Origin of the sequence: uncultured Xanthomonas sp., from assembly GCF_964278005.1 — a bacterium.
Lineage (GTDB): Bacteria > Pseudomonadota > Gammaproteobacteria > Xanthomonadales > Xanthomonadaceae > Xanthomonas_A > Xanthomonas_A sontii.
The window spans coordinates 322,795-343,268 of record NZ_CAXYKF010000015.1 but is presented as its reverse complement, the minus strand read 5'-3'; the positions used below and the strand labels follow the sequence as shown (position 1 = coordinate 343,268).

Genomic DNA, 20,474 nt, shown 5'->3' with positions numbered 1-20,474 from the left:
ACAGGCGGGGCGGTGCCGCTCAGTCGGCGGCGGCCTGCGCGGCTGGCCCGTCGAGCCGGTAGACCTTGCAGACCAGGCCCGGCGGGGTGCGGTAGGTGCGAAAGCCGATGGCCTCGTAGTACGCCTGCCCGAGCGCATTGTCGGCGGCGATGCTGGCGTCGATCTGCGCCAGCCCGGCGCTGCGCGCGGCCGCACAGGTGGCCCGGAACAGCGCGCTGCCGACCCCACGGCGCGCCGCGCGCGGGTCGACGTGGGTGCCGATGATGCCCCAGCCCTCGGCCACGTCGTAGGCATTGCCGGGACACGCGATGCGCAGCGACTGGAAGCCGAGGACACGCCCATCGGCGTCCTCGGCCAGCACGCACTGGAGACGATCGGGATGCTGCAGGTAGGTCGCGCGCACCGTCGCCAGATCGGTCGGCGCCTTGCGCAGGCCGGCCGCGAAGATCGCGTCCTGCACCGCGACCATCGCCTCGGCATCGTCAAGCGTGGCGGGCCGGATCTGCATGGTGCCGTCTCTCGTCAGGTCGTGGCCGGCGAGTATGCCCGAGCGTGGCCGGCCGCCATGCGTGCGGAGGCGCCGGGTCAGGCGCCAGCGCGACGACGGCCAGTCACGCGCTTGGCCGGGCTGCGCTTGGCCGCCGCCGGCTTGGCGCCGCGCTTGCCCGTCGCGGCGCGCTTGCGCGACTGCGGACGCGCCTGCAACCCCAACTTCACCAGCACCGGCTGCAGACGCGCCTCGACCTCGGCGCTCAACGGCTGCACCTGACCACGCAGCGCCGCCGCGCCCTCGCGCACGCTACTCTCGGCCTCGTCGGCCAGTTGCGTGGCCAGCGCCTTGAGCGTCGCCGCGCCCTGCGCGGCATCGGCGGCGGCGGCCAGCGCGCGCTTGCGGGTCAGCGCGACCACGCCCAGCCCGGCCAGCCACAGGTGCCGCGGGTTCAGCCGGTCCGGCCGCAGCGCGGAGGGGGAACGCTTCTTGGTCGCCATCGCAGGATCTCCAGAGAGGCCGGCAGTGGCCCCGATGCGCACCATGCTGGCGCCGGCGGCTTGAGCAAACACACTATCGGCGCCGCACCCTTGCCACGCGCCGGCAGCGGCGCCATGCTCGGCGCGGACGCCGTGGCCCGGCGCCGCACAGGGAGATCCACATGGCAGCAAAATCGGGCGCGTGGGCGCCGTTTCCGTACGACGCCAAGGCCTACGCCTACGCCGGCGAGGCGCTGAAGAAAGCGTGGCCCAAGCTGCACGCTGGCGACCGCGAACCCTATCCGGACCCGGCACGCGCGCAGGCCCTGCTCGACGCAGCCGGCAAGGCCGGCAAGGGCCACGACGCGCAGACCCTGTCGGCCGCGCTGATCGAGGCCTGGCGGGCGTTCCACCAGGGGCAGTTCCAGCAGGCCTACGAGGCCGGCAAGGCGCTGGGCGTGTTCGGCGCCTCGGTCGCGGTCAAGGCGATCGGCATCCACGCCGGCTATCTGGTCGAGGACGAAAAAGAGCAGTTGCAGCGGCTGCAGCAGGCGGCGACGCTGGCCGAGGCGGCGATCGCCGCGCTGCCGGACGAGGCCAACAGCCACTACCGCCACGCCTTCGCGCTTGGCCGCTACAGCCAGGGATTGAGCATCGTCAAGGCGCTCAAGCAGGGCATCGCCAGCAAGGTGCGCGCCTCGCTGGAAGCGGCCCTGGAGCTGGAGCCCAAGCATGCCGAGGCGCACATGGCGCTGGCCCTGTACCACGCCGAGATCATCGGCAAGGTCGGCGCGATGATCGGCGGCCTGACCTACGGGGCCAAGGCCGCCACCGCCGAACAGCATATCCAGCAGGCGCTGAAGCTGGTGCCGGACGCGCCGATCGCCCACGTCGAACACGCCAACGTGCTGCTGTTGCTGCATGGGGACAAGCGCGAGGACGCCGCCGCCGCGGCGTTCGAGAAGGCCGCCAAGCTCAAGCCGCGCGATGCGATGGAAGCGCTGGACGCGGCGTTTGCCCGCGATCAGTTGGAGTAGACGCCGGCGCAAGTTGAGCGTATCGCGATGTTTTCTCGTAGGGGCGGCTTCAGCCGCGACAGGCCTTCCGGTGAACGCCTGTCGCGGCTGAAGCCGCTCCGTCGACAAATCACACATGCGTAAACGCACGCACCGCGACGGGATCGGCGTGTTCGCGGCACAAGGCCAATCACACCCTTCCCGCATCCACCCCGTCCCGCCGCCGCGAAGCCGCATCGCGACCTCGCAGCGACGGCCCGCATCAGCCTGCCGGCGGCAGCGCGTAGGCGATCACGTAGTCGCCGCGCTTGGTCTCCATGAAGTGATGGCCGGCGGCGACGATGACCAGGTACTCGCGCCCGTCGACCGCGTACACCATCGGCGTGGCCTGGCCACCGGCCGGCAGCTTGGCCTGCCACAGGGTCTTGCCGCTGGCCAGGTCGATCGCGCGGATCAGGTCGTCGGTGGCCGCGGCGATGAAGATCAGGCCGCTGGCGCTGACCACGGCGCCGCCGTTGTTGGGCGTGCCGATCTCGATCGGCAAGCCGGAGTGGATGCCGAACGGGCCATTGCCGCGCGCGCTGCCGAACGGACGGTCCCATAGCGTTTTGCCACTGGCCAGGTCGATCGCACGGATGCCGCCATAGGGCGGCTGCTTGCACAGCAGCCCGGTGAACGGCAGGCGCCAGCCGGCGTTGACGTTGATCGCGTACGGCGTGCCCGCCTGCGGATCGCCCGCGCCCTCGGCACCGCCGCTGTCGCCGCGCACCTGGTCGCGCGGCGCCCAGCCCATCTTGTCGGCCTTGGCCCGCGGCACCAGCAGGTTGTAGTTGGGCATGTCGTTGTAGTTGGCGACGATCACCCCCCGCCGCGGATCCACCGCCACGCTGCCCCAGTCCGAGCCGCCGTTGTAGCCGGGGTACTCGATCGAATGGCGGTCGGCTTCCGGCGGCGTGTAGATGCCCTTGTAGCTGGCGCTGCGGAACTGGATGCGGCACACCAGTTGGTCGATCGGGGTCATGCCCCACATGTCGCGTTCGGTCAGGTCGCGCTTGCGCAGCGAGTGGTACAGCGAGAACGGCTGGGTCTTGGCGCGGCGCTGCGGCTCCACACCGCCGCCCGGCACCGCGCGTTCCTCGACCCCGACCAGCGGCTTACCGGTGCGCCGGTCGAGCACGTACAGCTCGCCCTGCTTGCTCGGCAGCAGCACCGCCGGCACGGTGGTGCCGTCGTGCGGGAAATCCAGCAACGTCGGTTGCGAACCCAGGTCGTAGTCCCACACGTCGATGTGGGTGGTCTGGAAATTCCACACCGGCTTGCCGGTGGTGACGTCCAGCGCGACCAGCGAGGTCGCATAGCGGTCTTCCTGCGGGGTGCGCGAACTGCTCCAGTAGTCGGCCGAGGAATTGCCCATCGGCAGGTACACGTAGCCGAGTTGCTCGTCGCCGGCCGCGCTGGTCCACATGTTGGGCGTACCACGGGTCCAGGTCTGCCCCGGCGGCGGCGCGCCGGTCCAGTCCGGATGGGTCATGTCCCAGGCCCAGCGCAGCGCGCCGGTCACCGCATCGAAGCCCTGGATCACGCCCGACGGTTCGTAGCGCTTCTGTCCGTCCAGCACCTGGTGGCCGGTGACGACCACCCCGCGCACGATGGTCGGCGGCGAATTGATCGAGACGTAGCCCGGCGGCGTGGAGCCCATGCCGACGGTGATGTCGACCTGGCCGTGCTGGCCGAAGTCCTCGCAGGGCTTGCCGTCGGCCGCATCGACCGCGATCAGACGCCCGTCCAGGGTGCCTTCGATGATGCGCTGGCGGCAGGCCGCCGACGCCGTGGCCTGGGCGTCGGGCACCGCGTAGTAGCTGACACCGCGGCAGGCGGCGGTATACGGGATCGCCTTGTCCGCCACCTTGGGATCGTAGCGCCAGCGCTCGCGGCCGCTACGCGCATCCAGCGCGATCATCTGGTTGCGTGCGCTGCACAGGTACAGGCTGTCGCCGATCTTCAGCGGCGTGGTTTCCGCGCCCCAGCGCTTGTCCGGCAGGTCGCCGGTGCGGAAGGTCCAGGCGGTGCGCAGCTGCGCCACGTTGCCCGGAGCGATCTGCCGCAGCGGCGTGTAGCGGCTGCCGGCATTGTCGCGACCGTAGGCGGCCCAGTCGGCATCGACGGACGCGTCGGCCGGCTGCGCGCCGGTGCGCGGGCTTGCCAGCGCTGCGGCCATGCCCGCCGCATGCGCCAACGTGCCTTCGGCCTCGGTCACGCCATAGGGCAGGACCGCCAGCGCGAACGCACCGACGAACACCAGCGCCAGCACCGCGGCGAGCGAGCGCGACAACCTGCGCGAGAACGGCCGGTCCAGCCGCGGCAGCAGCAACGCCAGCAGCAGCGCCAGGAACACCATCAGGCCCATGCGCGGCACCCAGCGCCAGTAATCGGTGCCCGACTCCCATGCCGCCCACAACAGCGACAGCAGGAAGGTCGCCGCAAACCACAGCGCACCATTGCGCCGCGCGCGCCACAGTTGCACGCCGGAGATCGTCAGGCCGAGGCCGGCGACCAGGTAGTACCAGGAGCCGCCCAGCGCCAGCAGCCAGGCGCCACCGATCGCCAGCACCACGCCGATCAGCACGCAGGCGCCGCCGAGCAACCGAAGCGGCCAGCCGCCGCGACGCTGGGTTCGTTCGAATTCGTTCATTGCCACTCCTTGCAGGACACGGCCACGCGGAACATCCGCCGTGGCAGCGGCGCATGCGCGCCGCGCATCCTTATCCCAAGCGGCCGGTGAATGCCGCGCGTTTCCTGCTGACACACGCTGACACGCAATCTTGCCGTCCTCGTGATCCAGCATCGACCCGGGCATCACGCGACCCGTGTCGTCGAGGGCGACGACGACCCGGCGGCATAGTCAGTCGGTGTGACGCGGCGGTCGTACAAATGGCCGCCGTGGCGCCGCGTGCACGCTCGCAGCAGAGCATCCGCATCGTTGCGGTGGCCAGCCCCGAAAACGACGACGCCGGCACGAGGCCGGCGTCGTCGTTCGCTCAGGAGCGGATCACGCCTGCGGCGGTGCAGCCTCGCCAGCGCCTTCGGCGACGCCGTCCTCGCCCGGCAGCACGTCCTCCTCGACCAGCGAGCCGTCCAGGCGTTCCACCGCCTGCAGCTTCTCGCCCTTGGACAGTCGGATCAGCGTCACGCCCTGGGTGTTGCGGCCGACGCGGGAGATTTCCGAGGCGCGGGTCCGCACCAGGGTGCCGCCGTCGGAGATCAGCAGCACTTCGTCGCGGGTGCTCAGCAGCACCGCACCGACCAGCTTGCCGTTGCGCTCGCTGGTCTGGATGCCGATGACGCCCTGGGTGCCGCGGCCCTTGCGCGGATACTCGCCCAGCGGGGTGCGCTTGCCGTAGCCGTTCTCGGTCGCGGTGAGGATGTAGGCATCGGCCTCGTCGCCGTTGCGCGCCTCGGCATCGGCCTCGGTGTCCGCCGCGGCGTCGACGTCCTCGGCATCCTCGTCCTGGCCCACGGCCGGCTCGGCCACGATCAGGCTGACCACGTACTCGCTCTTGGCCAGGCGGATACCGCGTACGCCGCGGCTGCTGCGCCCGGTCGGCTTGACCCCGCCGCGGCTCTTGCGCCGCGCGCCGCGGGCGTCGTCGCCCTCCTCGCCCGCGGCCTCGTCGTCGGCCACGGCGCCGTCGTCGGCACCGGCCTCGTCGATGGCCGCATCATCGGCCTCGTCGTCCTTGGGCCGCTCGGAGAAGCGCACGGTCTTGCCGTTGGAGGCGAACAGCAGCACGTCGCGCTCGCCGTCGGTGAGCGCCACGCCGACCAGGGCGTCGCCCTCGTCGAGGTTGATCGCGATCTTGCCGATCTTGCGCTGGAACGCGAACTCGCTCAGCGGGGTCTTCTTGACCATGCCGTTGCGGGTGGCGAAGAACACGTAGCGGCCCTCGGCGTACTCACGCACCGGCAGCACCGCCTGCACGCGCTCGCCGTTCTCCAGCGGAATCCAGTTGACGATCGGGCGGCCGCGCGCGTTCGGCCCTGCCTCGGGCAACTGGTGCACGGGCAGCCAGAACACCTTGCCGCTGCTGGTGAAGGTCAGCAGGGTGTCGTGGGTGTTGACCAGCCACAGCTGGTCGATGAAATCCTCTTCCTTGGTCGCCGCCGCGCTGCGGCCACGGCCGCCGCGACGCTGCGCGCGGTAGGCACTGACCGGCTGGCGCTTGGCGTAGCCGGCATGCGACAGGGTCACCACCACGTCTTCCGGCGCGATCAGGTCGAGGATGTCCAGATCCTCTTCGCTGTGGCGGATTTCGGTGCGGCGCGCATCGCCGTATTCCTCGCGGATGTTGACCAGCTCTTCGCGGATCACCTGCAGCAGCACGTCCGGGTTTTCCAGGATGCGGATCAGCCCGGCGATGGCGTCCAGCAGCTGCTTGTATTCCTCGGTCAGACGCTCCTGCTCCAGGCCGGTCAGGCGGTGCAGGCGCATTTCCAGGATCTGCGTAGCCTGCACCTCGGTCAGCTGGTAGCCGCCGCCGACCAGGCCAACGCCGCTGGGCAGGTCTTCCGGGCGCGAGGCCTCGGCGCCGGCCGCGTTGAGCAGCGCGCCGACCAGGCCCGGTTGCCAGGTCTTGGCCAGCATGCGTTCGCGGGCCTCGTTCGGGTTCGCCGAGGTCTTGATCAGCTCGATCATCTCGTCGATGTTGGCGAGCGCGACGGTCAGACCTTCGAGGATATGCGCGCGGGCGCGTGCCTTACGCAGTTCGAAGATGGTGCGGCGGGTGACCACTTCGCGGCGGTGGCGGACGAAGGCCTCCAGCATCTGCTTGAGGTTCATCAGCTGCGGGCGGCCGTCGACCAGCGCCACCATGTTGATGCCGAACACCGACTCCATCTGGGTCTGCTGGTACAGGTTGTTCAGCACCACGTCGGCGGCTTCGCCGCGCTTGACCTCGATGTAGATGCGCATGCCGTCCTTGTCGGACTCGTCGCGCAGCTCGCTGATGCCCTCGAGCTTCTTTTCCTTGACCAGCTCGGCGATCTTCTCGATCAGCCGCGCCTTGTTGACCTGGTACGGGATCTCGGTGACCACGATCGCTTCGCGGCCGTTGTCCTGGATCTCGATCTCGGCCTTGGCGCGCATGCGCACGCGGCCGCGGCCGGTGCGATAGCCAGCGACGATGCCGGTGGTGCCGTTGATGATGCCGGCAGTCGGGAAATCCGGGCCGGGGATGTGCTCCATCAACCCGTCGACGTCGATCTGCGGATTGTCGATCAGCGCCAGGCAGGCGTTGATCGACTCGGTCAGGTTGTGCGGCGGGATGTTGGTGGCCATGCCCACCGCGATGCCGGCCGAGCCGTTGACCAGCAGGCTCGGGAAGCGCGTCGGCATCACCGACGGTTCCTGTTCCTTCTCGTCGTAGTTGGGCTGGAAATCGACGGTTTCCTTGTCGATGTCGGCCATCATCTCGTGCGCGAGCCGCGACATGCGCGCCTCGGTGTAACGCATCGCCGCCGCGGAATCGCCGTCGACCGAGCCGAAGTTACCCTGCCCGTCCACCATCAGGTAGCGCAGCGAGAACGGCTGCGCCATGCGCACCAGGGTGTCGTACACCGACTGGTCGCCGTGCGGGTGGTACTTACCGATGACGTCGCCGACGATACGCGCCGACTTGTAGTAGGGCTTGTTGCTGTGCGCGCCCAACTCGTTCATCGCGAACAACACGCGGCGATGCACCGGCTTGAGGCCGTCGCGCGCATCCGGGAGGGCACGCCCCACGATCACGCTCATGGCGTAATCGAGGTAGCTCTTGCGCATCTCGTCTTCCAGGTTGACCTGGATGATTTCCTTGGCGGATTCTGCCATTCGGGTTCCGTAAGTCTGGTGGCGGATCGACCACCACGCCGGCCCGCGACAGGCGGGCCCGCCGCGGCCGCACGCCTAAGGCACACGGCGGTCGATCGAACCGCCGGATTCTATCATGACAGGCGCCCGATTGCCCGGTTTTTGCCGGCGCGAACAAGCACTTGCGCGCCACCGGCCGCCTCTGCCGGGCGCGGCGGCGCTCCCTGGAACTCAGCCGCCGAAGGCGGCGCGCATGCGCGCCGGGTCCGGCTGCTCGATGACCCCGCGCTCGGTGACGATGGCATCGATCAGGTCCGCCGGGGTCACGTCGAACACCGGGTTCCAGGCGGCGATGCCGTCGGCCACGGTGCGGGTGCCGCCGACGCCGAACAGCTCGCCCGGATCGCGCTGCTCGATCTCGATCTGCGCGCCGTCGGCGGTGTCCATGTCCACGGTGGACGACGGCGCCACCACCATGAACCTGACGCCATGGTGGCGCGCGGCGATCGCCAGCTGGTAGGTGCCGATCTTGTTGGCGGTGTCGCCATTGGCGCAGATGCGGTCGGCGCCGACGATCACCCACTGCACCGCGCCGGTCTTCATCAGGTGCGAGGCCGCCGAATCGGCGATCAGGGTGGCGTCGATGCCGTCCTGCTGCAGCTCCCACACGGTCAGCCGCGCGCCCTGCAGCCACGGCCGGGTCTCGCCGGCGAACACCTTGGCGATGCGCTGCTGGGCGACGCCGGCGCGGATCACGCCCAGCGCGGTACCGAAGCCGGCGGTGGCCAGCGAGCCGGTGTTGCAATGGGTCAGCACGCCGCTGCCCGGCACGATCAGGCCGGCACCGAGCGCGCCCATGTGCCGGTTGGCGGCCAGATCCTCTTCGGCGATCGCCTGCGCCTCGCGCTCCAGCACGGACGGCCAGTCGCTGCCTGCCGCGCCCAGCGCGCCGCGCATGCGCGCCAGCGCCCAGGCCAGGTTGACCGCGGTCGGGCGCGCGGCATTGAGCCGCTGCAGGGCCGGCTCCAGCTTCAGCAACGCCTCGGCGCCGTTCTCGGCCTGCACCTCGCGCGCGGCCAGCACCGTGCCCCAGCCTGCAGCGATGCCGATCGCCGGCGCGCCGCGCACGGCCAGAGCGTGGATCGCCGCGGCGACCTGGTCGCTGTCGGTGCAGCGCACGTGTTCGACCGCGAACGGCAGCTTGCGCTGGTCCAGCAGCTCCAGCGCGTCGCCGGTCCACAGGATCGGGCGGATATGGTCGTAGCGGGCGTAATCGATATCGAGGGCGGCGTTCATCGCGCCATTGTAAACGCCGGCGATTGCGGATTGAGGACGCTGCGCCACCGCACCGGCGCGCTCAGTTGACGCTGAACTCGGCGCGGCAGCCCTTGTCCACCCAGATACCGTCGCGATCCCAGCCCCAGCTGTCGTCCTGCACGCAGGGCGCGCCGGACAGTTGCCGGCGCAGTTCGACACGATCCTGCACACTGACGCCGCAGCGGCGCCGCGCCTTGCCCTTGGATTCACACAGCACCGGCCGCGGGCCGGCGGGGAAGCCGGAGCCGTCGGCGGCGCCGATCTCGAACTCGCCGCGGCAGCCGCGCGCGACCCAGATCTCGTTGCGGCGCACGCCCCAGCTGCGCTCCTCGCGGCACGGCACCGACGACAACTGCCGCATCAGCCGCACCGGCGCCCCGCGCAGCATCACCGGGCAACTCTCAAGGCGACCATCGGACTCGCAGCGCAACACGCGGCGCATCGCGCTGCGCGGCGCTTCCACCGGATTGGGACGGAATTCGGCGCGACAACCGAGGGTGACCCACACGCCGGTGGCGTCAGACCCCCACTCGCTGCCGCGGATGCAGTCGTTGTCGGAGAGTTGCCGCACCAGTTGCACCCCCTGATCGGTGGGCATCGGGCAATGCACCCAGGTCATGTCGCGCGACTCGCAGCGCACCACCGCGGCATCGTACGCATCGGCGTCCTGCGCCGGCGACGGCATCGGCCACACGCTTGCCGCCAACCCCAGCCAACACCAGCCACCGAGCCCGTACGCCCACTTCATGCTTGGCTCTGCCCCTATGCCTAGAACCTGAACAACGAAGACCTGCTGGCGCGCGGCGTGCGCATGCCGTGCCCGATCAAACCATCATCGGTGTGGACAACGCAACAACGCGCCGCGAAAACACGTGACGGCCGGTTCAGGCATGCGCGAAATCGTAGGCGAGCACCTCGCCGATCTGCGCGGTGCCGCGCATTGCCATCAGCAGCCGGTCCACGCCGACCGCGACGCCGGCGCAGTCGGGCAAGGCCGGCAGCGCCTGCAGCAGCCGCTCGTCCAGCGGCGGCAGCACCGCGCCGCGCGCCTGACGCAGCGCATGGTCGCGCAGGAAGCGCCGGCGCTGCTCGGCGGCATCGTTGAGCTCGTGGTAGCCGTTGGCCAGTTCGTAGCTGCCCAGGTACAGCTCGAAGCGCTCGGCCACCGGCGGGTCGCCGTCGCGCACGCGCGCCAGCGCGCACTGGCTGGCCGGCCAGTCGTGGACCGCGGTGAGGCGGTCGGCCGGGAACGCCGGCTGCAGGCAATGGGTCATCAGCAGGTCCAGCCAGTCGTCGCGGCCCAGGCCGTCGGCATCGATGCGGATCTCGCGTAGCGGCTGCTGCAGCGCCTCCAACGGCGCAGCGAATGGATCCAGGTCCAGCCCCTGCTGGAACAGCTCGCGATAGCTGAGCACCTGCAGCGTGGCGCTGCGCCCGACCAGGGCCAGCGCCGTGCGCACCAGCTCCACGGTTTCCTCGATCAGTTGCCGGTGATCCCAGCCGACCCGGTACCACTCGAGCATGGTGAACTCGGGATTGTGGCGGCCGCCGGCCTCGCCGTTGCGGAACACCCGCCCCAGTTCGTAGCAATCGCCGATGCCGGCGGCGAGCAGCCGCTTCAGCGGATACTCGGGCGAGGTACGCAGCCAGCGCAGCGCCGGACCGGCGTCGACGTGGCCGCTGAAGCGGGTCTGGAAGCTGTCGATGTTCGGCTCGGTGTTGCCGGCCGCCGACAGCATCGGCGTCTCCACTTCCAGCACGCCGCGCGCGGCGAAGAAGCCGCGGATGGCGGCATTGAGCCGGGCGCGCAATTGCAGGGTGGACAGCAGGTCCATCACGGCGCCGTGTCGAGCCGGCGGCTCAGCTGGTCGCGCGCGTCGTCGCGATAGCCCAGGCCCAGGTACAGGCGCTTGGCGGCGGCGTTGTGGTGATTGACCTCCATCCGCAGCACGTCCACCCCCAGCGCGCGGGCGCGCGCCTCGACCAGCGCCACCGCGCGCCGCCCCCAGCCGCGCCCGCGTGCGGCCGGGCCCAGGTACAACTCGTCGAGCAGCAGATAGCGCCCGCCCAGTTCGACGCTGAAACAGGCGGTGATCAGCGCATAGCCCACCACCGCGCCGTCCGGCGCCAGCCACAACAGCACCTCGCCCAGTGCCGGCTGGGTCAGCAACGCCTGCAGGCCGCGCGCCACGCGCTCGGCGTCGAACGCGATGCCGTCCTCGGCGTAGAACGCCTGCAGCATCGCCAGCAAGGCTGGCTCATCGGCCGCGTTGGCGGTGCGCCAGCGCAGTTCCTCCTGCGTGGTGCCAAGCGCGCTCATGCGCCCTGCCCCTGCGACTGCAGGAACGCCAGCAACTGCGCCTCGTCCCACACCGCCACGCCCAGCTCCTGCGCCTTGTCGAGCTTGGAACCGGCAGCCTCGCCGGCGACCACGAACGCGGTCTTCTTCGATACGCTGCCGGCGACCTTGGCGCCCAGCGCCTCCAGTTGCGCCTTGGCCTCGTCGCGGGTCAGCGCGGTCAGGGTGCCGGTCAGCACCACGGTCTGCCCATCCAGCGGGCCGGCGCGACGCTGCGTCTGCGCCGGCGCGGCATCGAGCAGGCGTTGCATCGCCGCCTCGGCGTCCAACAGCGCCTGCTTCTGTGCCGGATCGTCCAGGTACGCGGCCAGGTTGGCGGCGCCGGCCGTGGACAGGCCGGCGCCGGTCCAGCCGCTTTCGTTAGCGCGCAGCAACGCCTCCAGGGTGCCGTAGGTGGCGGCCAGGCGCTGCGCGCTCTTGCCGCCGAGCTTGTCCACCGGCAGCGTGCCCAGCAGATGCGCCAGATCCAGGCGCTCACGCAGTTCCGCCGGCGGCGTGCCCTCGTCGGAAAAGCGAATGCCGGCGGCGATCAGCGCATCGACCACCGCGGCGTTGCCGGGTTGTTCGAAGAACGTGGCGATCGAGCGCGCCACCTCGCCGCCGATGTCCGGCAAGGCCTGCAGCAGCACCGCCGGGGTGCTGCGCACGAACGCCAGCGAGCCCAGCCAGTAGGCCAGCGCCTTGGCCGTGGTCTCGCCCAGGTGCGGAATGCCCAGCGCGAACAGGAAACGCGGCAGCGTGGTGGCGCGGCTGGCGTCGATGCCGGCGACCAGGTTCTCGGCCCACTTGGTCGCCAGCTTGCCCCCCAGGTCCACTGTCAGGTGCGCGCGCAGGAAGTCGGCGTGCCGCCACTGGGCGGCCTCGTCCTCCAACGCGGCGCGGCCGGCCGCGTCCAGCGCCAGCGCGCCCTTGCTGTCCTCCACCGCCTGCAGCAGGTCGACGGCGGTGGCCGCGTCCAGCGCGGCCTTCATCCGTACCAGGTCCTCCACGCTCAAGGCGTACAGGTCGGCCAGCGACTGCACGAAGCCGAACTCGACCAGGGCATCGGCCTGGCGCTCGCCCAGGCCTTCGATGTCCATGGCGCGGCGCGAGGCGAAGTGCCGCACGGCCTCCTTGCGCTGCGCGGCGCAGGCCAGGCCGCCGCTGCAGCGCCAGGCCACCGCGTCCTCTTCCTTGACCAGTTCCGAACCGCACACCGGGCACGCCGCCGGCATCGTCCACGGCGCGGTGCCCGGCGGACGCCGTTCCTCGATCACCCGCACCACTTCCGGGATCACGTCGCCGGCGCGGCGCACGATCACCGTGTCGCCTTCGCGCACGTCCAGCCGCGCGATCTGGTCGGCGTTGTGCAACGTCGCGTTGGTAACCGTGACGCCAGCGACCTGCACCGGCTCCAGCCGCGCCACCGGGGTGACCGCGCCGGTGCGGCCGATCTGCACCTCGATCGCGCGCAGCACGGTGGATTGTTCCTGCGCCGGGAACTTATGCGCCAGCGCCCAGCGCGGCGCGCGCGAGACGAAGCCCATCGCCTCCTGCTGGTCGTAATCGTCGAGCTTGTAGACCACGCCGTCGATGTCGTAAGGCAAGCTGTCGCGAGCGGCGCCGATGCGGCGGAAATAGGCGATCAGACCGTCGAAGCCGGTGGCGGTGTCCGCCTCCGGCGCCACCGGGAAGCCGTAGTCGCGCAGCAGCTGCAGCGTCTGCGAATGGGTTTCGGGCAGTTCCAGGCCGCGGACCTCGCCCACCGAATAGGCGAAGAACGCCAGCGGCCGGCGCCGGGTGACCGCCGGATCGAGCTGGCGCAGCGAGCCGGCGGCGCCGTTGCGCGGGTTGGCCAGCAGCTTTTCGTTGCGCTCCAGCGCCTGCGCGTTCCACGCGGCGAAGGCGGCGCGCGGCATGTAGATCTCGCCGCGCACTTCCAGCACCGCCGGCGGCGGCACGCCGAGGTCGCGCAGCTTCAGCGGCACCGAACGCACCTGGCGCAGGTTGGCGGTGACGTCCTCGCCGGTGCTGCCGTCGCCGCGGGTGGCGCCCTGCACGAACACGCCGTCCTCGTAGCGCAGGCTGATCGCCAGGCCATCGAGCTTCGGTTCCACCGAGAACACCGGCGCGGCCAGTTCGAGTTCGCGCTCGATGCGGCGCTCGAAATCGGCGACCTCGGCAAAGCGCGTGCGGTCGTCGGCGTCCTCGGCCACGCCGGGGGTTTCGAAGGCATTGGCGAGGGACAGCATCGGGATCGCGTGGCGCACTTCGGGAAAGCCGCCGTCCGGCCGCGCACCGACCTTGCGCGTCGGCGAATCCGCGCTGGCCAACTCGGGGTGCGCGGCTTCCAGCGCCTCCAACTCGCGCATCAGCGCATCGTACTCGGCATCGGGAATCGACGCGTCGTCGAGCACGTAGTAGCGGTGATTGGCGTCGTCGATGCGCTGGCGCAACTCGGCGGCACGCTGCTGGGGATCGGGAATTGCGGTCATGCGCAGCGGAAATCGGGGTAACGGAGAGGGGGGCGATAGTAGCTTGAAGGCTGGGATTGGGGGGGTGGCTTGACGGCCGGACGGCCGGGATTGCGGATTGGGATTCGCAACAGCCCTAGCTCGGACTTCTGGTGTCAGCGGCAGTCGTACCCTCATCCGCCCCTGCGGGGCACCTTCTCCCGATGGGAGAAGGAAAAGTCCAAAGCCCCTCTCCCACCGGGAGAGGGGTTGGGGTGAGGGTACGGGGCGCGAAGCGCCGTCGACGTTACCACCCCGGCTTTTGCCAATCCCTAATCCCCAATCCCTAATCCCAGCCTCAAGCCACTCCCGAAATCCCAAATCCCGAATCCCGGCCCCTCACTCCCTTGCCCCGCCATTAACACCTCGTTAACGTGACCTCCCCCGCCCGCTCTGGAGAGCCACGTGTCGCTACCGGTCTCGCGCCGTTCCTTCCTGTCCCTGGCTACCTCCGGTTTGGCGCTGGGCGCCGTGGGCCTAGCGCCCGTCGCCGAGGCGGCGCGGCGCAAGGCCGCCGACACTGCTGCGGCAACACCTGGCGTAGTGCCAGCAACCGGCACGGTGTACCTGAACTTCAACGAATGCCCGCTGGGCCCCTCGCCCGCGGCGCTGGCCGCGGCACAGGCGATCCTGCCGCGTAGCGGGCGCTATCTGTTCGAGCTGTCGGACGAGCTGATCGCCGCCTTCGTCGGCCAGCAGCGCCTGCCGGCCGACCACGTGGCGGTGTATCCCGGTTCCAGCGAGCCGCTCGCCCGCGCCGCGCGCGCCTTCACCACGCCGCGCGCCGGCGTGGTGGTGGCCGATCCGACCTTCGAGGCGGTGGCCGATGTAGCTGCCGCGCATGGCGCGCCGGTGCGGCGGGTACCGCTGCGCGCCGACGGCGCGCACGACGTCAAGGCCATGGCCAGCGCCGATCCGAACGCCGGACTGATCTATCTGTGCAATCCCAACAACCCGACCGGGTCGGTGACCAAGCGCGCCGACATCGAATGGCTGCTGGCCAACAAGCCTGCGTCCAGCGTGCTGCTGGTCGACGAGGCCTACCTGCACTACAGCGACGAGCCGTCGGTGATCGACCTGATCGGCCAGCGCCAGGACCTGCTGGTGCTGCGCACCTTCTCCAAGCTGTACGGCATGGCCGGGCTGCGCCTGGGCCTGGCGGTGGCCGCGCCGGGGCTGCAGACCAGGCTGGCCGCGTTCGGCCAGAATCCGGTGTCGGTGCCTGCACTGGCCGCCGGCATCGCCAGCCTGCAGGACCTGCAACTGGTGCCGACCCGCCGCGCCGAGAACGCGCGCATCCGCGACGCCACCATCGCCTGGCTGCAGAGCAAGGGCTACAAGTGCCTGCCGTCGCAGGCCAACTGCTTCATGGTCGACGTCAAGCGCGACGGCGCCGCTTTCGCTGCGGCGATGGCCAAGCAAGGCGTGATCGTCGGCCGCAGCTGGCCGATCTGGCCGAAGCTGGTGCGCGTCACCGTCGGCAGCGAAGCGGAGATGCTGCGGTTTCGGGATGCGTTTGTTAAGGCGCGCAAGTAGCTTGGGGGCCGGGAATGGGGAATGGAGAATCGGGAATCGTAAAAGCGGGTTGTCGTGCGGCTGAGGCGTGGCTGGTTTTGCCCTGGCATTGCCGTTGCGAATTCGCGATTCGCTAGCCTCGGCGCCAACGCTCGATTGGCGGTGAGTCGGGATTCGGGAAGGCACTGGGAATTCGCAACAGTCAAAGCCAGGGGCTTTGGCATCGGCGGCGGCCGTACCCTCTTCCGCCCCTTCGGGGCACCTTCCCCCAAGAAGGGGGCCATGGTCCCGGAGGGAGAAGGGAAAAACTCTCATGGCAATCAGCACCAGGGAATCGCTTTTACGATTCCCCATTCCCGTTTCCCTATTACCGGCACCAAGCTACCAGCGCGGCGCCTTCGTCAACGGCGGTGCCTGGTGCTGGCGGTCGTAGGCGCGCAGGTCGTCGCGGATGTGGGCGATGCGCTGGCGTCCGAGGGCGTTGCGGCTGTCGTCCAGGACCACGCCGTCGAGCAGTTCGCCCATGCGCTGCACGGTCGGCAGCATCTTCTCCCAGGCGTCGAGCGCGGTCAGCGGCGCCGGCAGGGTCAGGAAGAAGGCGATCGCCGGGGTCTCCATCTCGCGGATGTGCGCCATGTCGAAGCTGCCCGGCTTCATGATGCTGGCCATGCTGAAGATCGGGCCGCGCTCGGGATGCCCTTCCACCAGGCGGTGGAACACGTTCATATGGCCGAAGGTCAGGCCGGTCTTCTCCGCGGCCACCACGATGTCCTCGCCGCGCAGCACCTGCCCGGCGCGGGCGGCGACGTACAGCGAGACGATCTTGTCGAAATCCTGGCTCGGCCGCTTGCCGAGGTCGGCGCCGGGCGCCTCCGCCGCTGGCAGGCCCAGGTCGGGCTGGTGCGTTTCGCCGTCCGCGCCGGGCGCGGCCAGCGCGTCGTCGCCGGCGGCCGGGGCGGCGTCGCCCAGCGAGGGTTCGCGGCGCGGCGCGGCCGGATCGGCCGGCTCCACGCGCCGGCCCTGGCTCGGTTTCTTCGGGCGGCCGAACAGGAAGATCGCCGCAATCAACAGCAAGCCGGCGGCGAGGATGCCGATGCGTAGCATTGCCATGTCGGACATTCAGGGGTTACTCCGGCAAGGGTACACAGGGGGAAAATAACTGGCGGGTGCGCATCGGGTCCGCCAACGCGGGAACCAAGCCTCGACGCGCATCACGTCCTTTAGCATGTCACGTCAGGCCGCGCCCGCCAAACGCGCGGCCTCCTCGAGGTCCACGCTGACCAGGCGGCTGACGCCGGGCTCGCGCATGGTGACGCCGCTGAGCTGATGCGCCGCCTCCATCGTCGCCTTGTTGTGGCTGACGAACAGGAACTGCACTTTCTCGCTCATTTCCTTGACCATCGCCGCCAGGCGGCCGACGTTGGCCTCGTCCAGCGGCGCGTCCACCTCGTCGAGCAGGCAGAACGGCGCCGGGTTGAGCTGGAAGATCGCGAACACCAGGGCAACCGCAGTCATCGCCTTCTCGCCGCCGGACAGCAGCGAGATGCTGGACACACGCTTGCCCGGGGGCCGCGCCATGATCGCCACGCCGGTGTCCAGCAGGTCCTCGCCGGTCAGCTCCAGGTAGGCGTGGCCGCCGCCGAACAGGCGCGGATACAGCGCCTGCACGCCGGAGTTGACCCGGTCGAAGGTGTCCTTGAAGCGGCCGCGGGTCTCGCGGTCGATCTTGCGGATGGCGTCTTCCAGGGTCTCCAGCGCGGTATTCAGGTCGACGTCCTGCGCTTCCAGGTACTCGGCGCGCTGCGCGGCCTCGCCGTACTCGCTGATCGCCGCCAGGTTGACCGGTTCCAGCCGGCGCATGCGTCCATCGATCTGCTGCACCGCCTGCTCCCACTCGGCGGGGTCGGCGTGTTCGGGCAGGCCGTTGATCACGTCCTCGAGCACGAAGCCGGCCTTGACCACCGCCGCCGACAGCTGCTCGGCGCTGAGCACCAGCGCCTGCTGGTCGAGCCGGCGCTGGGCGATGCGTTCGCGCTGCGCCAGCGCCTGTTCGTCGCGCTGCTGGCGGGTCTGCTCCAGCGCGCGCAATTCGTTGTCGATGCCGTCCAGCAGCGCGCGCGCCTCGCCGAGCGCGCGGTCGGTGCGCACGCGCTCGCTGAGCGCAGCCTGGTGTTCGGCCTCCAGCGCCAGCACCGGCGAGTCGCCCTCGTTCAACTGCGCGCTGAGTTCGCCCAGGCGCGCGTCCAGTTGCCCGCGCTGGTTGCCCATCCGCTCCAGCGCCTGGCTCAGCGAGGCGATCTGGGTGCGCTGCGACTCCAGGGTCAGGGCCAGGGCGTGCGAGGCCTCGCGCACCCGCCGCGCGGCGTCGCGGGCCAGGTCGCGCGCCTCGGTGAGTTGGCGACGCTCGCTTTCCAGCGCGTGCCGCACCGATTCCAGGTCGCCCATGCTGGTGACCGCGTCTTCCAGCTTGGAGCGCGCCTCGCGCGCCTGCTCGCGGCTGCTGTCCAGGGTTTCCAGCAGCTGCGCGACCTCCAGCTCGATGCGCTCGATGCGGGTGCGCGCGGCGTCGACCTTGCCCTGCTGGCTCTGCAACTGCCCGGCCAGTTCGGAGGCGCTGCGGTGCGCCTGGTACAACTGGCGCTGCGCGTCCTCGCGCTGCTGCTCGCCAGCCAGCAACTGGGCGCGCATCTCGCCGAGGCGGTGTTCCAGGTCGGCCTCGCGCTCCTGCAGCGTCTCGATCTGCCCGCGCAGGCTCTGGATCTCGCGCTCGCGCAGCAGTGCGCCCTGCTTGGCCGCGCCGGAACGCGACACGCGCAGCCAGCCCTGGCCCAGGCGCGCGCCGTCGCGGGTGACGATGGAATCGCCCTCGCCCAGTTGCGGCAGCAGCGCCCGCGCCGCACTCAAATCCTCGGCCGCGTGCAGCCGCGCCAGCAGCCGGCGGATCGCGATCGGCCCCTGCACCTTGGCCGCCAGCGAGGTCGGCGCGAAGGTCTCGGCCGCCTCCTCGCCGCTGACCAAGGCGATGCGGCCTTCGCCGAGTTCGCCCAGCGCGTCGACCAGTTGTTCCGGCGCCTCCACCAGCACGCCTTCGATCAACTGCCCGAGCGCGCCTTCGACGGCGTTCTCCCAGCCGCTCTCGACGTTGAGCCGTTCGCCGACGCGCGCCGCCGAATCCAGCCCGCGCGCCTGCAGCCAGGCCACCGCCGCGCCCTGCTCCTGGCCGAGTGCGGCCTGCTGCAGGGTTTCCAGCGACGACAGCCGGCCGCGCGCGGCCTGCGCCTGCTTGCGCACGTCGGCCAGTTCGGCCTGCGCGCTGCGCTGCTGGTCCTGCAGCGCCGCCACCGCCTGCTTGCGCGCCTCGACCTGCTCGGTCAGCCCGTCCAGCGCGGCGCGCTGGGTCTCGTGCTGCAGTTCCAGTTGCGCGAAGGCCTCGGCCAGCGCGTCCAGGTCCAGCCCGGCGCGCTCGGCCAGCAACGCCTCGCGGCGGCGCTCGGCCTCCAGCGACTGCCGGTCCAGGTAATCGACGCGGGTGCGCTCCACTTCGCCGGCACGCGAGGCTTCGGCGGTGTTGCGCTGGTGCGATTCCCAGCGCTGCTGCCAGTCGGCCAGGCGCGCCTCGGCCTCGCGCAGCGCTTCCTGCTTGTATTCGTTGTCTTCCTGCAGCTGCTCCAATTGCGGGCCGGCCACGTCCACCGATTCGCGCAGCAGCGCCAGCTTGGCCTCGTCGGTGCCGATGTGCTGGCCGAGTTCGGCCAGCGCCGTCTGCGTCTCGTCGCGTGCCTTGTGCAGGCGCTGCGACAGGTCGCGCTGGTGCTGGATCTGCTGCTCGATCCGGGCCAGGGTGCTGCCGACCTTGTAGACCTCGGCCTGCGCGGTGCTGAGCGCCTCGGCGGCCTCCTCGCGGCGCACGCGGCCGGTCTCGATGCGCGCCTCGGCATCGCGCTGTTCGGCGATCAACTGCTGCAGGCGCGTCTCTTCCTGGCCCAGCGCCTCGCGCAGGCCCTGCAGGCGTCCGTCCAGGCCGCGGTATTCCAGCGCCTTCCATTGCGCGTCCTTGATCCGCCGCTCTTCCTGCAGCGCCTGGTACTGCTCGGCCTGGCGCGCCTGCCGCTTGAGGTGCTCGAGCTGCTTGCCGATCTCCTCGCGCAGGTCGCCCAGGCGCTCCAGGTTCTCGCGGGTGTGGCGGATGCGGGTCTCGGTCTCCTTGCGCCGCTCCTTGTACTTGGAGATGCCGGCGGCCTCCTCCAGGTACACGCGCAGGTCCTCCGGACGCGCCTCGATGATCTGGCTGATCATGCCCTGCTCGATGATCGAGTAGCTGCGCGGGCCCAGACCGGTGCCCAGGAACAGATCGGTGATGTCGCGGCGGCGGCACTTGGTGCCGTTGAGGTAGTAGCTGCTGCTGCCGTCGCGGCTGACCTGGCGCTTGACCGAGATCTCGTTGAACGAGGCGTACTCGCCGGCGATGGTGTGGTCGGTGTTGTCGAAGATCAGCTCCACCGTGGCCTGCGACACCGGCTTGCGCGCCGAGGACCCGGAGAAGATCACGTCGGTCAGCGAATCGCCGCGCAGCCGGCTGGCCGAACTTTCGCCCATCACCCAGCGCACCGCGTCGATGATGTTCGACTTGCCGCAGCCGTTCGGACCGACGATGCCGGTCATGTTGGTCGGCAGGTGCAGCGTGGTCGGATCGACGAAGGACTTGAAGCCGGACAGCTTGATGGTCGACAGGCGCATGGTGCGGGCAATCCATGGCAGACGCCGCCGGCATTCCGAGCTGCGCTGCCGCTAATGAAGATCCAGGTGAGGTCCTGCTTCCAACCCATTGATGCGGCTACACCGCCGGGCCGACATCGGACACGAGACGCTGAGTATAGCGGCCCCCGCGCGAGGCTGGGGCGGCCTACGCCGGGCGGCGGCGATGCGACGGCGGTCGCACTCGCAGCCGGCGGGTCTTGCGC

The 20,474-nt window shown here is 70.4% G+C and carries 13 protein-coding genes; 2 read left to right on the top strand and 11 right to left on the bottom strand.

What is annotated here, in order from left to right:
* Positions 1-19: 19 nt before the first annotated feature.
* Entirely contained in the window at positions 20-508 is a 489-nt protein-coding gene (locus tag ACHWVH_RS09975; protein WP_295925883.1) for a GNAT family N-acetyltransferase, read from the bottom strand.
* A gap of 77 nt (positions 509-585) precedes the next feature.
* Positions 586-990 (bottom strand): hypothetical protein, encoded by a 405-nt coding sequence (locus ACHWVH_RS09970; protein WP_043092140.1) that lies wholly within the window; start codon positions 988-990, stop codon positions 586-588.
* 161 nt (positions 991-1,151) lie between these two features.
* On the opposite strand from ACHWVH_RS09970, the gene ACHWVH_RS09965 reads away from it, so the two are divergent.
* Positions 1,152-2,006, top strand: a complete 855-nt coding sequence (locus tag ACHWVH_RS09965) for a hypothetical protein (protein ID WP_267104140.1) — start codon at positions 1,152-1,154, stop codon at positions 2,004-2,006.
* 241 nt (positions 2,007-2,247) lie between these two features.
* Here the strand turns inward: ACHWVH_RS09965 and ACHWVH_RS09960 are convergent, their stop codons facing one another.
* The 7 genes from ACHWVH_RS09960 to ligA form a co-directional block, all read right to left on the bottom strand.
* On the bottom strand, positions 2,248-4,677 hold the full coding sequence (locus ACHWVH_RS09960) for a membrane-bound PQQ-dependent dehydrogenase, glucose/quinate/shikimate family (protein ID WP_394687066.1): 2,430 nt from the start codon (positions 4,675-4,677) through the stop codon (positions 2,248-2,250).
* A 357-nt stretch (positions 4,678-5,034) separates the two neighbouring features.
* Positions 5,035-7,851, bottom strand: coding sequence for a DNA gyrase subunit A (gyrA, locus tag ACHWVH_RS09955; protein ID WP_295925877.1), 2,817 nt, complete (start codon positions 7,849-7,851; stop codon positions 5,035-5,037).
* A gap of 210 nt (positions 7,852-8,061) precedes the next feature.
* Positions 8,062-9,126: an S-methyl-5-thioribose-1-phosphate isomerase gene (gene mtnA, locus ACHWVH_RS09950; protein ID WP_148828289.1), complete on the bottom strand. Its 1,065-nt coding sequence runs from the start codon at positions 9,124-9,126 to the stop codon at positions 8,062-8,064.
* Positions 9,127-9,187: 61 nt separating this feature from the next.
* Positions 9,188-9,895: a DUF3011 domain-containing protein gene (locus tag ACHWVH_RS09945; protein WP_394687065.1), complete on the bottom strand. Its 708-nt coding sequence runs from the start codon at positions 9,893-9,895 to the stop codon at positions 9,188-9,190.
* A gap of 136 nt (positions 9,896-10,031) precedes the next feature.
* On the bottom strand, positions 10,032-10,982 hold the full coding sequence (epmA, locus tag ACHWVH_RS09940; RefSeq protein ID WP_394687064.1) for an EF-P lysine aminoacylase EpmA: 951 nt from the start codon (positions 10,980-10,982) through the stop codon (positions 10,032-10,034).
* Complete coding sequence (locus tag ACHWVH_RS09935) at positions 10,982-11,467, bottom strand: GNAT family N-acetyltransferase (protein WP_394687063.1); 486 nt, start codon at positions 11,465-11,467, stop codon at positions 10,982-10,984. The genes epmA and ACHWVH_RS09935 overlap by 1 nt, the downstream gene beginning before the upstream one ends.
* Positions 11,464-13,980 carry an NAD-dependent DNA ligase LigA gene (gene ligA / locus ACHWVH_RS09930; RefSeq protein WP_394687062.1) on the bottom strand — a complete coding sequence of 839 codons (2,517 nt, stop codon included), beginning with the start codon at positions 13,978-13,980 and terminating at the stop codon, positions 11,464-11,466. Before ligA ends, ACHWVH_RS09935 begins: the two co-directional genes overlap by 4 nt.
* Positions 13,981-14,403: 423 nt before the next feature.
* On the opposite strand from ligA, the gene ACHWVH_RS09925 reads away from it, so the two are divergent.
* Positions 14,404-15,534, top strand: a complete 1,131-nt coding sequence (locus ACHWVH_RS09925) for a pyridoxal phosphate-dependent aminotransferase (protein ID WP_267109560.1) — start codon at positions 14,404-14,406, stop codon at positions 15,532-15,534.
* Between the two features lie 360 nt (positions 15,535-15,894).
* On the opposite strand, the gene zipA is transcribed toward ACHWVH_RS09925, so the two are convergent.
* Together zipA and smc are read right to left on the bottom strand one after the other, a co-directional pair.
* Positions 15,895-16,632, bottom strand: a complete 738-nt coding sequence (zipA, locus tag ACHWVH_RS09920; protein ID WP_295913938.1) for a cell division protein ZipA — start codon at positions 16,630-16,632, stop codon at positions 15,895-15,897.
* Positions 16,633-16,746: 114 nt separating this feature from the next.
* On the bottom strand, positions 16,747-20,250 hold the full coding sequence (smc, locus tag ACHWVH_RS09915; protein WP_295925864.1) for a chromosome segregation protein SMC: 3,504 nt from the start codon (positions 20,248-20,250) through the stop codon (positions 16,747-16,749).
* Between the last annotated feature and the right edge of the window lie 224 nt (positions 20,251-20,474).